This is a genomic window from Microbacterium sp. JZ37, assembly GCF_035188445.1.
Taxonomy (GTDB): Bacteria; Actinomycetota; Actinomycetes; order Actinomycetales; family Microbacteriaceae; genus Microbacterium; species Microbacterium barkeri.
This window is the reverse complement of sequence record NZ_CP045253.1, coordinates 1,323,316-1,335,549: the sequence shown is the minus strand read 5'-3', so window position 1 is coordinate 1,335,549 and position 12,234 is coordinate 1,323,316. Positions and strand designations below refer to the sequence as shown.

Annotated in this window: 13 protein-coding genes; 1 reads left to right on the top strand and 12 read right to left on the bottom strand. The window is 72.8% G+C overall.

Annotated elements, in window-relative coordinates; translation table 11 throughout:
* Positions 1 to 29: 29 nt before the first annotated feature.
* The 10 genes from GC092_RS05885 to GC092_RS05840 form a co-directional block, all read right to left on the bottom strand.
* A complete protein-coding gene (locus tag GC092_RS05885) occupies positions 30 to 1,400 on the bottom strand; it encodes a S8 family serine peptidase (protein ID WP_324014407.1) in 1,371 nt (456 codons plus the stop codon).
* Positions 1,397 to 1,915, bottom strand: coding sequence for a DUF501 domain-containing protein (locus tag GC092_RS05880; protein ID WP_282979592.1), 519 nt, complete (start codon positions 1,913 to 1,915; stop codon positions 1,397 to 1,399). Before GC092_RS05880 ends, GC092_RS05885 begins: the two co-directional genes overlap by 4 nt.
* 9 nt (positions 1,916 to 1,924) lie before the next feature.
* Positions 1,925 to 2,473 (bottom strand): FtsB family cell division protein, encoded by a 549-nt coding sequence (locus tag GC092_RS05875; protein WP_271173788.1) that lies wholly within the window; start codon positions 2,471 to 2,473, stop codon positions 1,925 to 1,927.
* A 34-nt stretch (positions 2,474 to 2,507) separates the two neighbouring features.
* Positions 2,508 to 3,788 (bottom strand): phosphopyruvate hydratase, encoded by a 1,281-nt coding sequence (gene eno / locus GC092_RS05870; protein ID WP_271173789.1) that lies wholly within the window; start codon positions 3,786 to 3,788, stop codon positions 2,508 to 2,510.
* Between the two features lie 87 nt (positions 3,789 to 3,875).
* Positions 3,876 to 4,544: an O-methyltransferase gene (locus tag GC092_RS05865; protein WP_324014406.1), complete on the bottom strand. Its 669-nt coding sequence runs from the start codon at positions 4,542 to 4,544 to the stop codon at positions 3,876 to 3,878.
* 10 nt (positions 4,545 to 4,554) lie between these two features.
* Positions 4,555 to 5,346 carry an ABC transporter ATP-binding protein gene (locus GC092_RS05860; RefSeq protein ID WP_324014405.1) on the bottom strand — a complete coding sequence of 264 codons (792 nt, stop codon included), beginning with the start codon at positions 5,344 to 5,346 and terminating at the stop codon, positions 4,555 to 4,557.
* A 5-nt stretch (positions 5,347 to 5,351) separates the two neighbouring features.
* Positions 5,352 to 6,317: an ABC transporter permease gene (locus GC092_RS05855; RefSeq protein WP_324014404.1), complete on the bottom strand. Its 966-nt coding sequence runs from the start codon at positions 6,315 to 6,317 to the stop codon at positions 5,352 to 5,354.
* Positions 6,318 to 6,338: 21 nt separating this feature from the next.
* Positions 6,339 to 7,346, bottom strand: coding sequence for an ABC transporter substrate-binding protein (locus tag GC092_RS05850; RefSeq protein WP_282979597.1), 1,008 nt, complete (start codon positions 7,344 to 7,346; stop codon positions 6,339 to 6,341).
* Between the two features lie 99 nt (positions 7,347 to 7,445).
* The gene (locus tag GC092_RS05845; protein WP_324014403.1) at positions 7,446 to 8,492 is read right to left on the bottom strand and encodes a DUF1648 domain-containing protein; all 1,047 of its coding nucleotides are present in this window, start codon (positions 8,490 to 8,492) and stop codon (positions 7,446 to 7,448) included.
* A gap of 27 nt (positions 8,493 to 8,519) precedes the next feature.
* Positions 8,520 to 8,870, bottom strand: a complete 351-nt coding sequence (locus GC092_RS05840) for a GntR family transcriptional regulator (RefSeq protein ID WP_271173795.1) — start codon at positions 8,868 to 8,870, stop codon at positions 8,520 to 8,522.
* An 86-nt stretch (positions 8,871 to 8,956) separates the two neighbouring features.
* Here GC092_RS05840 and GC092_RS05835 point away from each other — a divergent pair, with 86 nt between their 5' ends.
* Positions 8,957 to 10,216 (top strand): APC family permease, encoded by a 1,260-nt coding sequence (locus tag GC092_RS05835; protein ID WP_324014402.1) that lies wholly within the window; start codon positions 8,957 to 8,959, stop codon positions 10,214 to 10,216.
* Between the two features lie 3 nt (positions 10,217 to 10,219).
* Here GC092_RS05835 and hisS read toward each other — a convergent pair whose 3' ends face one another.
* Together hisS and GC092_RS05825 are read right to left on the bottom strand one after the other, a co-directional pair.
* On the bottom strand, positions 10,220 to 11,515 hold the full coding sequence (hisS, locus tag GC092_RS05830) for a histidine--tRNA ligase (RefSeq protein WP_324014401.1): 1,296 nt from the start codon (positions 11,513 to 11,515) through the stop codon (positions 10,220 to 10,222).
* Positions 11,516 to 11,540: 25 nt separating this feature from the next.
* Positions 11,541 to 12,221 (bottom strand): nucleoside triphosphate pyrophosphohydrolase, encoded by a 681-nt coding sequence (locus tag GC092_RS05825; protein ID WP_324014400.1) that lies wholly within the window; start codon positions 12,219 to 12,221, stop codon positions 11,541 to 11,543.
* Between the last annotated feature and the right edge of the window lie 13 nt (positions 12,222 to 12,234).

Here is a 12,234-nt window from a genome sequence, read left to right as displayed (position 1 = left end):
CGTCACTCCTTGAGTTGATGTTCGGCTGGCTATCGCTGCGCGCGCGTCGAACGAACGCGCCTGACCGCAGACACGACGCCGAGCACGACAAGAATACCAGCGGCGCTCAGCGCGAAGAGCGGCAGCGTCACCTCGCGCATGCTGTCGGCCGAGGGGGCGAACGGAGAGCTCGCCTCACCGGGCGCATCGGCGGGTGGGATGGGCGGGATCTCGACCGCTCCTGCGGTCGGCGTGGGCTCGGGGCCCGAGTCAGCGCGACGATGGAGCGCGATCCAGTCCGCGAGGCTCCCGAGCGGGTTCTCGGCCACCCGCGAGACGGGAGCGCTCACGGCCGCCTCGGCGTCCACGAGACCGTATCCGTACTGCGGGTCGGGCACGTCCTCGACCTGGGGAGGGCGGTTCGCGGTCGAGATGATCCGGTTGATCACGTTCGCCGCGTCGAGGTCGGGGTGCGCCGACCGCACGAGCGCGGCGATCCCGGCGACGATGGGCGCCGCGCCGCTCGTGCCGTTCCACGTCACGACGTCGCCCGTCGCCGAGACGCCGAGGAGCTGCTCGCTGGGCGCCGCGACGCCGATCGTGATGCCCTGCGTCGACGCGCCGACCGAGGCCACGCCGCGGGTGTCGACCCCGGCGACCGCGAGCACGCCCGGGATGGTCGCGGGCGCGCCCACGACGGTCGTGCCGCTCGCCCGGTTCCCCGCTGCCACGACGACGACGACGTCGTGCTCGAAGGCGTACAGGAACGCGTCGTCCCAGCTCTCGTCCCAGTCGAGCGTGTTCGTCGTGAACGAGAGGTTGATGACATCGGCACCGTGGTCGACGGCCCACACCATCGCCTTCGCGACCTGCTCGTCGAACGGGACCGCCGCCGAGGAGCCGAAGCCGATCGAGATCGACAGCAGGTCCGCCTCCGGCGCGACGCCGATCATCCCGGTGTCCTCCCCTGTGCCGCGCCCGGCGGCGAGGGAGGCGACGTACGAGCCGTGGTTCTGGTCCTGCACGCCGACGGGCGTCCGGCCGTCCTCGGACCCGACGCCCGACACATCCGTGCCGTCGGCGACGGCGCCCTCGAACTCGACCGGACCCTTCGCGATGCCCGTGTCGATCACCGCGATCGTCGCGCCGGCCCCTCGCGTCGTCTCCCACGCCTCGTCGATGCCGTACTCCTCGAGCCAGTACTCGGCCGACCGGATCGGATCGTCGGGCTCGGGGGTCTCGGTGGGCGTCGGGGTCGGAGACGGGGTCTCGTCGTCGCCCTCGTCCTCGTCATCCGCCGTCGCGGGCGCGGCGACCGGCGCCGCGGGCGCCGTCTGCGCGAGCGCCGACGCCGACGCGGGAGCGGCCGCGCCCGCGAGCGCCAGGAGGGCGATGACGAGGGAGGCGACGCGTCGGGTCATGCAGCCGCGCCGGGATCCTCGCAGGCGCACCGCTCGGGCGACCACGCCGATCGCTCGAGGGCGAGATCGCCGATCGGGTTCGCTCCCGGACCGGCGGCCAGGGCGTGCCCGGCGAGCGCGTGCAGGCACTTCACCCGGGTCGGCATGCCGCCCGCGGAGATGCCGGCGATCTCGGGCACGTCGCCGAACTGCGCGCGGTCGGCGAGGTACGCCTCGTGCGCGCGGAGGTAGCCAGCGCGCACGTCCTCGTCCGTCTCGAGCAGCGCGGCGAGCTCGGGCATCAGCTGGTTGGCCTCGAGGCGCGACATCTCGGCGGTCGCCGCGGGGTGCGTGAGGTAGTAGAACGTCGGGAACGGGCTGCCGTCGGGAAGGCGCGGCGCCGTCGCGACGACGGTGGGGTTGCCGCACACGCAGCGCGCGGCGATGCCGACGACGCCGCGGGCCTCGCGCTGCAGCTGCGCCGAGACCACCTCGAGATCGACGGGGCGCACGGGCTCGAAGGGAGGAGTCGTCACCCCGTCAGGCTACTGGTCGGTGCTGGAGTCGGGCTGGAAGACGCCCCCGCCGTCGAGCGCGGCGTCCTCTTCGGAGACGGCGTTCTCGGTGAGCCCCGCGGCCACGACCGACCGGAGCATCTGGCCCATCCAGTCGTGCTCGGCCTCCTCGACCTCGGCGCTCACGGGGTCGGGCTCGCGCGGTTGATCGGCCTCCTCGAGGTCGTTCTCCACGATGTACACGACCTCCCCCGGGAAGCCGTAGAACAGGCGCTCCCGCGCCTGGGTCGTGATGTAGGCGGGGTCCTGCCAGCGGGAGCGCTCGCGCTCGAGCGCGTCGACCTCGTCCTGGCTGACCTGGACGGCCTCCTGCAGGAACGCGATCCGCTGGCGCTGCTCGAGGTACGTGCTCGCGGTCGGCACGAGCACGAACGCCGCGAGCACGACGAGGCCGAGCATGATGACCGTGAACCCGGAGAGGCGGATGCCGCCGAGCCAGCCGCGCACGTCGACAGGACGGCCGTCCGCACGGCCCCGTCCGCGAACGGCGGAAGGGGGAGCCGATGGTCTTCTCGCCATGACTCCCCCTTCCGAGCGGGGCTCTCGCCCCTGCTTACGCCGTGAAGCGCGGGAAGGCGCTGCGGCCGGCGAACTTCGCTCCGGCACCCAGCTCCTCCTCGATGCGCAGAAGCTGATTGTACTTCGCGACACGGTCGCTGCGAGCGGGCGCGCCGGACTTGATCTGACCGCAGTTGACGGCGACCGCGAGGTCGGCGATCGTCGTGTCCTCGGTCTCGCCCGAGCGGTGCGACATCATCGCGGTGTAGCCGTTGCTCTGCGCGAGCGCGACCGCGTCGAGCGTCTCGGTGAGCGTGCCGATCTGGTTGACCTTGACGAGCAGCGAGTTCGCGACGCCCTTGGCGATGCCGTCCGAGAGACGCTGCGGGTTGGTCACGAAGAGGTCGTCGCCGACGAGCTGGACCTTGCCGCCGATGCGGTCGGTGAGGGCCTTCCAGCCTTCCCAGTCGTCCTCGGCGAGGGCGTCCTCGATCGTGACGAGCGGGAAGTTCGCGAGGAGGTCCTCGTAGTACGACGTGAGCTCCTCGGCCGTGAGCTGCTTGCCCTCGAAGTGGTAGACGCCGTCCTTGAAGAACTCGGTCGACGCGACGTCGAGGCCGACGGCGATGTCCTTGCCCGGCGTGAAGCCGGCCTTCTCGATCGCGGCCATGAGGAAGTCGAGCGCACCGCGGTTGCTCGGGAGGTCGGGGGCGAAGCCGCCCTCGTCGCCGAGGCCCGTGGCGTAGCCGCCGGCCTTGAGCTCGCTCTTGAGCACGTGGTAGGTCTCCGTGCCCCAGCGCAGCGACTCGCTGAAGGTCTCCGCGCCGAGCGGCACGAGGAAGAACTCCTGCATGTCGACGCCCGTGTCGGCGTGCGCGCCGCCGTTGATCACGTTGAGCGCGGGAACGGGCAGCACGTGGGCGTTGGGGCCGCCCACGTAGCGGAACAGCGGCAGGTCAGCGCTGTCGGCGGCGGCCTTGGCGACCGCGAGGCTCACGCCGAGGATGGCGTTCGCGCCCACGCGCTTCTTGTTCTCGGTGCCGTCGACCTCGATGAGCGCCTGGTCGATGACGCGCTGCTCGCTGGCGTCGAGGCCCTCGATGGCCGGGCCGAGCTCGTCGATGACGGCGTCGACGGCCTTCTGGACGCCCTTTCCGGCGTAGCGGCCCTTGTCGCCGTCACGCAGCTCGTATGCCTCGAAGGCGCCGGTCGACGCGCCGGAGGGGACAGCCGCGCGCTGCACGATGCCATCGTCCAGCAGCACCTCCACCTCGACGGTCGGGTTGCCTCGCGAGTCGAGAATCTCGCGAGCGCCTACAGCCTCAATCAGTGCCACGGAAGTACTCCTTGTCGGTGGGTGATGCGGGGAGCGACGTCGATCCGCTGGCCAGTCTATTGCCGACGCGCGGTCGGGCCTGACCGGTCAGACGCGCACGGCGATCGCGAGGCCGTCCCAGCCCTTCACGCCGACCGTCTGCAGGCCGGTCGCATCGAAGCGGGGGTCCTCGCCCAGCATGGCCAGGCCGGCGCGCACGCCCTGGATCTGAGGGTCGTCCGTGTCGGCGTTCGCCACCTCGCCGCTGCGCCCGATGTTGTCGACCACGATGACCGCGCCGGGCTGCGAGAGCCGCGCCGCCCAGTCGAGGTAGACGGTGTTCGACTCCTTGTCGGCGTCGATGAAGACGAGGTCGAACGGCGCCTCGTCGGCGAGACCGGGCAGCACGTCGGCGGCGCGGCCGATGCGGATGTCCACGCGCTCCCCCACCCCGGCGGCGTCGACGTTCTCCCGCGCGAGCGCGGCGTTCGCCGGCTCAGCCTCGATCGAGATCAGCCGCCCGTCCGCGGGCAGCGCCCTGGCCATCCAGATCGCGGAGTAGCCGGCGAGCGTGCCGATCTCGAGCACCCGCCGCGCACGGGAGATCCGCACGAGCAGATGGAGCAGCTTGCCCGCGACGGGCGCGACCTCGATGGGCCGAAGATGCGCGCGATCCTGCGACGCGAGCGTGGCGTCGAGCGCGGGGTCGCTCCCGACGAGGGTCTCGGCGAGGTAGCGGTCGACGGCGGCCCAGGTGTCGGGATGCGAAGCGGTCATGCCCCGATTCTCAGCCCAGAAGGGCCCGGTCGTCGAGGGTCGCGCCCTTGATCTTCTGGAACTCGGCCAGGAGATCGGGAACCGTCAGCTTGCGCTTGCGCTCCTCGGTCGCCTCGAAGACGATGCGCCCCTCGTGCATCATGATGAGCCGGTTGCCGAGGGCGAGCGCCTGCTCCATGTTGTGCGTGACCATGAGCGTCGTGAGGCCGCCCTGCTCGACGATCCGCTGCGTGAGCCGCGTCACGAGGTCCGCGCGCTGCGGGTCGAGCGCCGCCGTGTGCTCGTCGAGGAGCAGGATGCGCGGCTGGGTGAAGCCGGCCATGAGCAGCGAGAGCGCCTGGCGCTGGCCTCCCGAGAGGAGCCCGACCTTCGCGTGGAGTCGGTCCTCGAGGCCGAGCTCCAGCACGCGCAGCTCCTCGCGGAAGCGCTCGCGCTGCTTCCGGGTGAGCCCGCGGCCGAGGCCGCGCGGCCTGCCGCGGCGCGCGGCGAGGGCGAGGTTCTGCTCGATCGTGAGGTTCGGCGCCGTGCCCGCCATCGGGTCCTGGAAGACCCGGCCGACGTACCGCGCTCGCTGGAACTCGCGGAGCCGGTTGACGCGGCGTCCGTCGATCGAGATCGTGCCGCCGTCGACGGCGATCCGCCCCGAGATCGAGTTGAGCAGCGTGGACTTGCCCGCGCCGTTCGACCCGATGACCGTGACGAAGTCGCCCTCGTCGAGCGTGAGGCTGAGCCCGGCGAGCGCGCGGCGCTCGTTGACCGTGCCGGGGAAGAACGTCTTGACGATGCCGTCCATGACGAGCATGGCGGTCACCTCCCTCTCTCGGCGCCCGCGGGCGCCGGGACGGCGGGCTCGGGCTCGCGCGGCGCGACGCGTCCGCCGCGGCCGCGGAGCGAGGGGATGCGCTTGAGGAAGCCCCAGCGCGGCAGCAGCAGCGCGAGCACGACGAGCACGGCGGTGACGAGCTTCATGTCGTTGGGGTCGAGGCCCGCCCGCATCGCGAAGAAGATGATGAGCCGGTAGAGCACGGCGCCCAGCACGACGGCGAGGCTCGCGAGCCAGATGAAGCGCTGGCCGAACACGGCCTGTCCGAGGATGACCGACGCGAGCCCGACGAGGATCAGGCCGATGCCCATGCTGATGTCGGAGAAGCCCTGGTACTGCGCGACGAGCGCGCCGCAGAGCGCGACGAAGCCGTTCGAGATCGCGAGCGTGAGGATGGTCGTGCGATCGGTCGAGACGCCGAAGCTGCGGATCATCGGCCCGTTGTCGCCGGTGGCCTGGATCGCCAGCCCGAGGTTGGTCGAGAGGAACCAGTCGACCGCGAGCTTCAGCACGACGACGCCGACGAGGATGATCGCGACGCCGCCCCACGTGCCGAGCAGGTCGGCGTCGCGCAGCGGGGTGAACAGCGTGTCGGCGCGCAGGAGCGGCAGGTTGGCCGCGACGGTGGCGTCCTCCTTGGCCGTGCCCATGATCCGCAGGTTGATCGACCACAGCGCGATCATGGTGAGGATGCCGGCGAGCAGGCCGTCGATGCGGCCCTTCGTGTGCAGGACGCCGGTCACGGCTCCCGCGACGACGCCCGCCGCGGCGCCGGTGAGGGTCGCGACGACGGGGTTCTGCCCCGTCGTGATCATCGCCGCGGCGACCGCCGCGCCCGTCGTGAAGCTGCCGTCGACCGTCAGGTCGGGGAAGTTCAGGACGCGGAACGTGAGGTACACGCCCAGCGCCATGACCCCGTAGACGAGGCCGAGCTCGATCGCGCCGATCATGCGCGTCCTCCCTGCCGGCTTCTACTCGACGGTCTCGGCCTGGTCGAGGATCTCCGCGGGGATCTCCACGCCCATGCGCTCGGCCGCACCCGGGTTGACGACGTAGGTGAACTCGCTGGCCGTCTCCACGGGCATGGTCGCGGGGTCGGCGTCCTCCTCGAGGATGCGCAGCGCCATCTCGCCGGTCTGGCGGCCGAGCTCGGTGTAGTCGATGCCGATCGTCGCGATCGCGCCGCTCTCGACCGTGCCCGCCTCGGCGGCGACGACCGGCGTCTTCTGGGTCTCGGCGACCTGGACGAGCGAGGCGAGTCCTGCGACGACCATGTTGTCGGTGGGCACGTAGATCGCGTCGACGTCGCCGAGCGCCTCCGTGGCCTGCGCGATGTCGTTCGCGGTGGTCACCGTCTGCGTGACGATCTCGATGCCGAGCTCGTCGGCGACCTCCTCGGCCGCGGCGACCTGGACCTCCGAGTTCACCTCGCCCGAGCTGTAGACGATGCCGACGGTGGCGGCGTCGGGCACGAGCTGCCGGAGCAGCTCGAACTGCTCGGCCATGGGCGCGGCGTCGCTCGTGCCGGTGATGTTGGCTCCCGGCTCCTCGTTGGAGTCGACGAGCTCGGCCGAGACGGCGTCCGTGACCGCCGTGAAGAGCACCGGGGTGTCGAGGATGGCCTGAGCGGCCGCCTGCGCAGCGGGGGTCGCGACCGCGAGGACGAGGTCGAGGTCGCTCGAGGCGAAGTTCTGCGCGATGGTGACGGCGTTCGCCTGCTCGCCCTGCGCGTTCTGCTCGTCGAACTCGACCGTCTCGCCCTCGACGTATCCGGCGTCGGCGAAGGCCTGCTTGAAGCCCTCGGTCGCCGCGTCGAGCGCGGGGTGCTGCACGAGCTGGCTGATGCCGATCGACAGCGATTCCTCCCCACCGCCTTCCGATCCGCCGCCGTCCGACGAGCAGCCGGCGAGGACGAGCGCCGCGCCTGCGGCGAGACCTGCGGCGCCGAGGCCACGGCGGGAGAACGAGGAGAGTCGCATGGATCGGGTCCTTCGGGTGAGGGGTCCGGCGCCGTGCCGGAGGTCGGGTGCGGCGTCGCGCCGTCCACAGAATCGTAACGGGCGCGCGCGGGCGCGACGTCACGCCCTCGCGCGCTCGGCGAACCCGGCGAGCAGCGCCGCGGCCGTGTCGGCGTCGTCGACGGTGACGGTGAACGCCTTGCCGTTCGCCCGTGTGACCCGCAGCGCCTCGCCGGCGCGCAGCACGACGCCCCAGCCGCTGCCGACCGCATAGCGCCAGCCCCACCCGCCGTACTCGGCCATCGGGTTCACCAGGACGACCTCGACCGCGCGGATGTCGGACGCGGAGATGCGCACGCGGGGCCAGCCGATCGGCGCGCGCACCGTCAGCCCGGCCTCGTCGACCCGCACGCGGAAGACGCACCCGACGCCGACGAGGAACGTCACGAGCGCCGCCGCGGCGATCGTGATCCAGGTGCCGCCCGAGAGCGCGCCGCGCTGTGCGAGATCGAGGGAGGCGGTCACGAGCGCGATCGCGATGACGGCCGCGGCGGAGACCGCGAGGAGCGCGATGCCGGCGGGCGCCATCGAGGCGGTGCGCGCCCAGACCGCGCGCTCGTGCGTCGCGAGCGCGACCGGACGAGGCCTCTCGCCCTCCTCGTGCGGAGGGTCGATCGTGACGAGCCAGGCCGCGATGCCGAGCGCGACCCCGACCGCGAAGCCCGCGGCCATCCCCCATCCGACCGGAGGCGCGTCCCGCGCGTCGTCCAGACCGACCTGGGCGAAGACGCTCGCGGAGAGCCCGACGCCGAGCAGTCCGACCTCCCACCAGATGACGGCGGCGAGCATGCGCAGGGACATGCGCTGCCCGTGTCGGCGAGTGCGTCCGCTCGCGCCCCCGCGCGCTCCGACGAGCGCGAGCCCCGCGACGAGGAGCGTCGTCCCTCCCCCGACTAGCGCGGTCAGCAGCGGGAGGGTCCACGCCGGCCCGAACCCGTCGGGGCCACCAGCGGCTCCCCAGTGGATCGCGGCCGGGTCAGGCAGCGCGGGCACCTGCGCGAGCTGCACGAGAGCGAGCGCGAGGTGCACGGCGAGCGGGACGTAGAGGCCCACCCAGCGGAAACGGCGGAGCGCCTCCTCCGCGCCGGTGTGCTGCGATGCGGTCATCGTCTCCTCCTCGAGGGTTCGGTCGGTTCAGAGCTCGGCCGCGCGCACGGCGGCCGCGAGCGTCTCGCGGGATACGCCGTGCTCGGTCGCCCGACGCACGAGCGCTCGGATGTCGGCATCCAGCGCCGCGAGCGGAGCCGCCGCCTCGGTCACCACGGCGCCGCGCCCGGGCCGCATCGAGACGAGCCCCTCGTCGCGCAGCTGGCGGTACGCGTGGAGCACGGTGTGCAGGTTCACCCCGAGCGACGCCGCCACCTCCTTCGCGGCCGGGAGCCGGTCTCCGGGACGCGTGCGACCGGCGGCGGCATCCGAGCGGATGGACGCCGCGATCTGCGTGAAGACCGGCTCCTCGCGCGTCGGGTCGATGCGGATGAGCATGCATTTATTCTAGCAGGACTAGAACTTCAGGCGCGCGCACCGTGCGCGTCGTCTCGCCGCCACCCGCGCCTCATATACTGCGGCGCATGACGCCCCCTCCCGCGCTCGCACGACGACTCGGCGTCGGCGACGCCGTCGCGATCGGCCTCGGATCGATGATCGGGGCCGGGGTCTTCGCGGTCTTCGCCCCCGCCGCGGCCGCCGCGGGCCCGTGGCTGCTCGCGGGGCTGGCGATCGCCGCGGTCGTGGCGTTCTGCAACGCGACGTCGTCCGCGCAGCTCGCGGCCGTCCACCCCGTGGCGGGAGGCACGTACGCGTACGGCCGCGCCGAGCTCGGCGCGTGGTGGGGCTACCTGGCCGGATGGTGCTTCGTCATCGGCAAGATCGCGAGCTGCGCGGCGATGGCGCTGACGTTCGCGGCGTACGCGGCTCCCGCCGGCTGGGAGCGGCCCGTGGCCGGGCTCGCCGTCGCCCTTCTTGCCGGGATCAACCTGCTCGGCGTGACCCGCACGGCGCTCGCGACGAAGATCATCGTCGCGGTCGTGCTCGTGTGCCTCGCGGTCGTCGTCGCGGCCGGATGGGCCGCCCCCGCGGCCCCCGGCGGCGCGCAGACGCCGCCCGGGGTCGGGGCGTACGGCGTGCTTCAGGCGGCTGGCCTGCTCTTCTTCGCCTTCGCGGGGTACGCGCGCATCGCCACGATGGGCGAGGAGGTGCGCGATCCCGCGCGCACGATCCCCCGGGCCATCCCGCTCGCCCTGGGCCTCGCGATCGCCGTGTACGCGGTCATCGCCCTCGCCTCGCTGCGCGCGCTCGGCGTCGAGGCACTCGCCGCCTCCCCCGCGCCGCTCGCCGACGTGGTCGCCGCCGCGGGGTGGGACGCGGCGCAGCCGGTCGTGCGGGTGGGCGCAGCGGCGGCCGCGCTCGGCGCCCTCCTCGCGCTCATCGCCGGGATCGGGCGCACGACCCTCGCGATGGCGCGAGAGGACGACCTCCCCCGCTTCCTCTCCGCCATCCATCCGCGCACGCGCGTGCCGCACCGCGCCGAGGCCGTGATCGCGCTCGTCGTGATCGGGATCGTCGCGTTCGCGGACCTCCGCGGCGCGATCGGCTTCTCGTCGTTCGGCGTGCTCCTCTACTACCTCGTCGCGAACCTCGCGGCCTGGCGACAGGGCAGCGCGGTGCGCCGCTATCCCCGCTGGCTGCAGGCCGTGGGGGCGGCAGGCTGCGTCGTCCTGGCGTTCACCCTGCCCTGGCAGAGCGTCGTCGCGGGCGTCGTCGTCGTGCTCGCGGGTGCGGCGTACCGTCTCATCCGCCTCGTGGCCGAGCGCCGGGCGTCGGCGGAATAGGCGTCAGGAGAGGGGCTTGAGCTCGAGATCGTCGCGCTCGGCTCCCGCCGACACCGTCGCGAAGGCCGTGTAGCCGTCGGCGGAGGCGCGCTCGAGCAGACCCTTGAGGTTCTTCGTCCGCTGCTCGAGGCGCACGCGCGAGCCCTCCGCGACGAGCGCCGCCTTGAGGGCGAGCAGCTCGGCGACCGGGACGTCGCGATCGTGCACGAGCACGACCGCCTCGGCGGCTGCCGCCTCGGCGAGCGAGACGAGGTCGACGATCCGCTCGAAGCCGATCGAGAACCCGACCGCCGGCACGTCCTGCCCGAGGAAGCGGCCGATCATGCCGTCGTAGCGGCCGCCTCCGCCGAGCGAGTACGACACCGACGGGTGGGCGATCTCGAAGATCGTCCCCGTGTAGTACCCCATGCCGCGGACGAGGAACGGATCGAACGCGAGGGGCAGCTCGGCGCCGACGGCGTCGGCGCCGCGGGCCGCGCCCACGGCTTCTCCGATGCCGACGAGGTGCGCGATGATCGCGTCGTCGACGCCCTCGGGCAGAGCCCCGCGGATCTGGGCCTCGCCGAAGGGCTCGCGCGCGCGCTGCGCGACCTGATCGAGGAAGGACGCGAGCGCGTCGGCCGCCTCGTCGGACGCCCCGCGCTCGCGCAGCTCGGCCACGACGCCGTCGGCGCCGATCTTGTCGAGCTTGTCGATCGTGATGAGGACGCCCGGGCGCTCCTCGACGGGGAAGCCGAAGAGGTCGAGCATGGCGTCCAGTGCCCGGCGGTCGTTGATGCGCACGCTCGCGCCCTCGAGCCCGAGCGCGTCGAGCGTGTCGAGCGTCGCGGTGATGAGCTCGGCCTCCGCGCGCGCCGAGGCGTCGCCCATGATGTCGATGTCGCACTGCATGAACTGGCGGTATCGGCCCTTCTGGGGCCGCTCGGCACGCCACACCGGCGCGATCTGCACCGAGCGGAAGACCGCCGGCAGCTCGCCCCGGTGCGACGCGTAGAAGCGCGCGAGCGGAACCGTGAGGTCGTAGCGCAGCCCGAGGTCGCTCAGCTGGGCCGGATCGTCGGCCGCCGCGCGGACGCCGTCGGCGTCGAGGCCGCGGCGCAGGATATTGAACGCGAGCTTCTCGTTGTCGCCGCCCACCCCGGCGTGCAGCCGGTCGTACTCCTCCATGACGGGCGTCTCGATCTCGTCGAACCCGTGCGCGCGGTAGCGCTCGCGGATGACGGCGAGCACGCGCTCGCGACGGGCCTTGTCAGCGGGGAGGAAGTCGCGCATGCCGCGCGGCGGGTTCACGGAAGCCATAGCTCCCCCATTCTCCCACGACGGGTCAGCCGCTCTCGGCGTCTCGGACCTCCGTCTCGAGAGCGCGGACGGCCGAGCGCAGCGCGCGCTCGGCGTCCCAGCCGCGGGCGCGGGCGATCGCCACGACTCCGAGGAGGGTGGCGCCGAGCTCCTCCTCGGTCGCCGGCAGCATGTCGGGATCGTCCTCCGCGATGGCCTCGGCCGCGGCGACCTCCTCGGCGAGCTCGAGCCCCACGCCGACCAGCTCGGCCTTCGCGAGGACCTTCTGCGCGAGCGCGAGTGCGGGCATCGCGTGCGACACGCCGTCGAGCACCGAGGTGCGCTCGCGCTTCTCGGCTGCCTTGGCGGCGTTCCACAGCTCGAGCACGCGCTCGGGCGTCTCCGCCGTCTCGCCCGCGAACACGTGCGGATGGCGGCGGATCATCTTGTCGGCCAGCCCCCGCGCGACGTCGTCGATCCCGAACGGCTCATCGGGATGGTGCGAGGCGACCTCGGCGTGGAAGAGCACCTGCCACAGCAGGTCGCCGAGCTCCTCGCGCAGGGCCGCGCGGTCGCCGCTCTCGACCGCGTCGACGACCTCCGCCGACTCCTCGACGAGGTAGGGCACGAGCGCCTCATGCGTCATGCCCTGCGTCCACACGCACCGCTCGTGCACGTCGCGCATGACGTCGGCCGCGCGCCCCAGCTCGTTCCCCGATCCGCTCATCCGGACATCCTGC

Excerpts from the sequence above, each read along its gene's own strand:
- GC092_RS05885 (WP_324014407.1), bottom strand. The coding sequence starts at position 1,400 with ATGACCCGACGCGTCGCCTCCCTCGTCATCGCCCTCCTGGCGCTCGCG.
- GC092_RS05875 (WP_271173788.1), bottom strand. The coding sequence starts at position 2,473 with ATGGCGAGAAGACCATCGGCTCCCCCTTCCGCCGTTCGCGGACGGGGC.
- GC092_RS05865 (WP_324014406.1), bottom strand. The coding sequence starts at position 4,544 with ATGACCGCTTCGCATCCCGACACCTGGGCCGCCGTCGACCGCTACCTC.
- GC092_RS05860 (WP_324014405.1), bottom strand. The coding sequence starts at position 5,346 with ATGCTCGTCATGGACGGCATCGTCAAGACGTTCTTCCCCGGCACGGTC.
- GC092_RS05855 (WP_324014404.1), bottom strand. The coding sequence starts at position 6,317 with ATGATCGGCGCGATCGAGCTCGGCCTCGTCTACGGGGTCATGGCGCTG.
- GC092_RS05850 (WP_282979597.1), bottom strand. The coding sequence starts at position 7,346 with ATGCGACTCTCCTCGTTCTCCCGCCGTGGCCTCGGCGCCGCAGGTCTC.
- GC092_RS05845 (WP_324014403.1), bottom strand. The coding sequence starts at position 8,492 with ATGACCGCATCGCAGCACACCGGCGCGGAGGAGGCGCTCCGCCGTTTC.
- GC092_RS05840 (WP_271173795.1), bottom strand. The coding sequence starts at position 8,870 with ATGCTCATCCGCATCGACCCGACGCGCGAGGAGCCGGTCTTCACGCAG.
- GC092_RS05835 (WP_324014402.1), top strand. The coding sequence starts at position 8,957 with ATGACGCCCCCTCCCGCGCTCGCACGACGACTCGGCGTCGGCGACGCC.
- hisS (WP_324014401.1), bottom strand. The coding sequence starts at position 11,515 with ATGGCTTCCGTGAACCCGCCGCGCGGCATGCGCGACTTCCTCCCCGCT.
- GC092_RS05825 (WP_324014400.1), bottom strand. The coding sequence starts at position 12,221 with ATGAGCGGATCGGGGAACGAGCTGGGGCGCGCGGCCGACGTCATGCGC.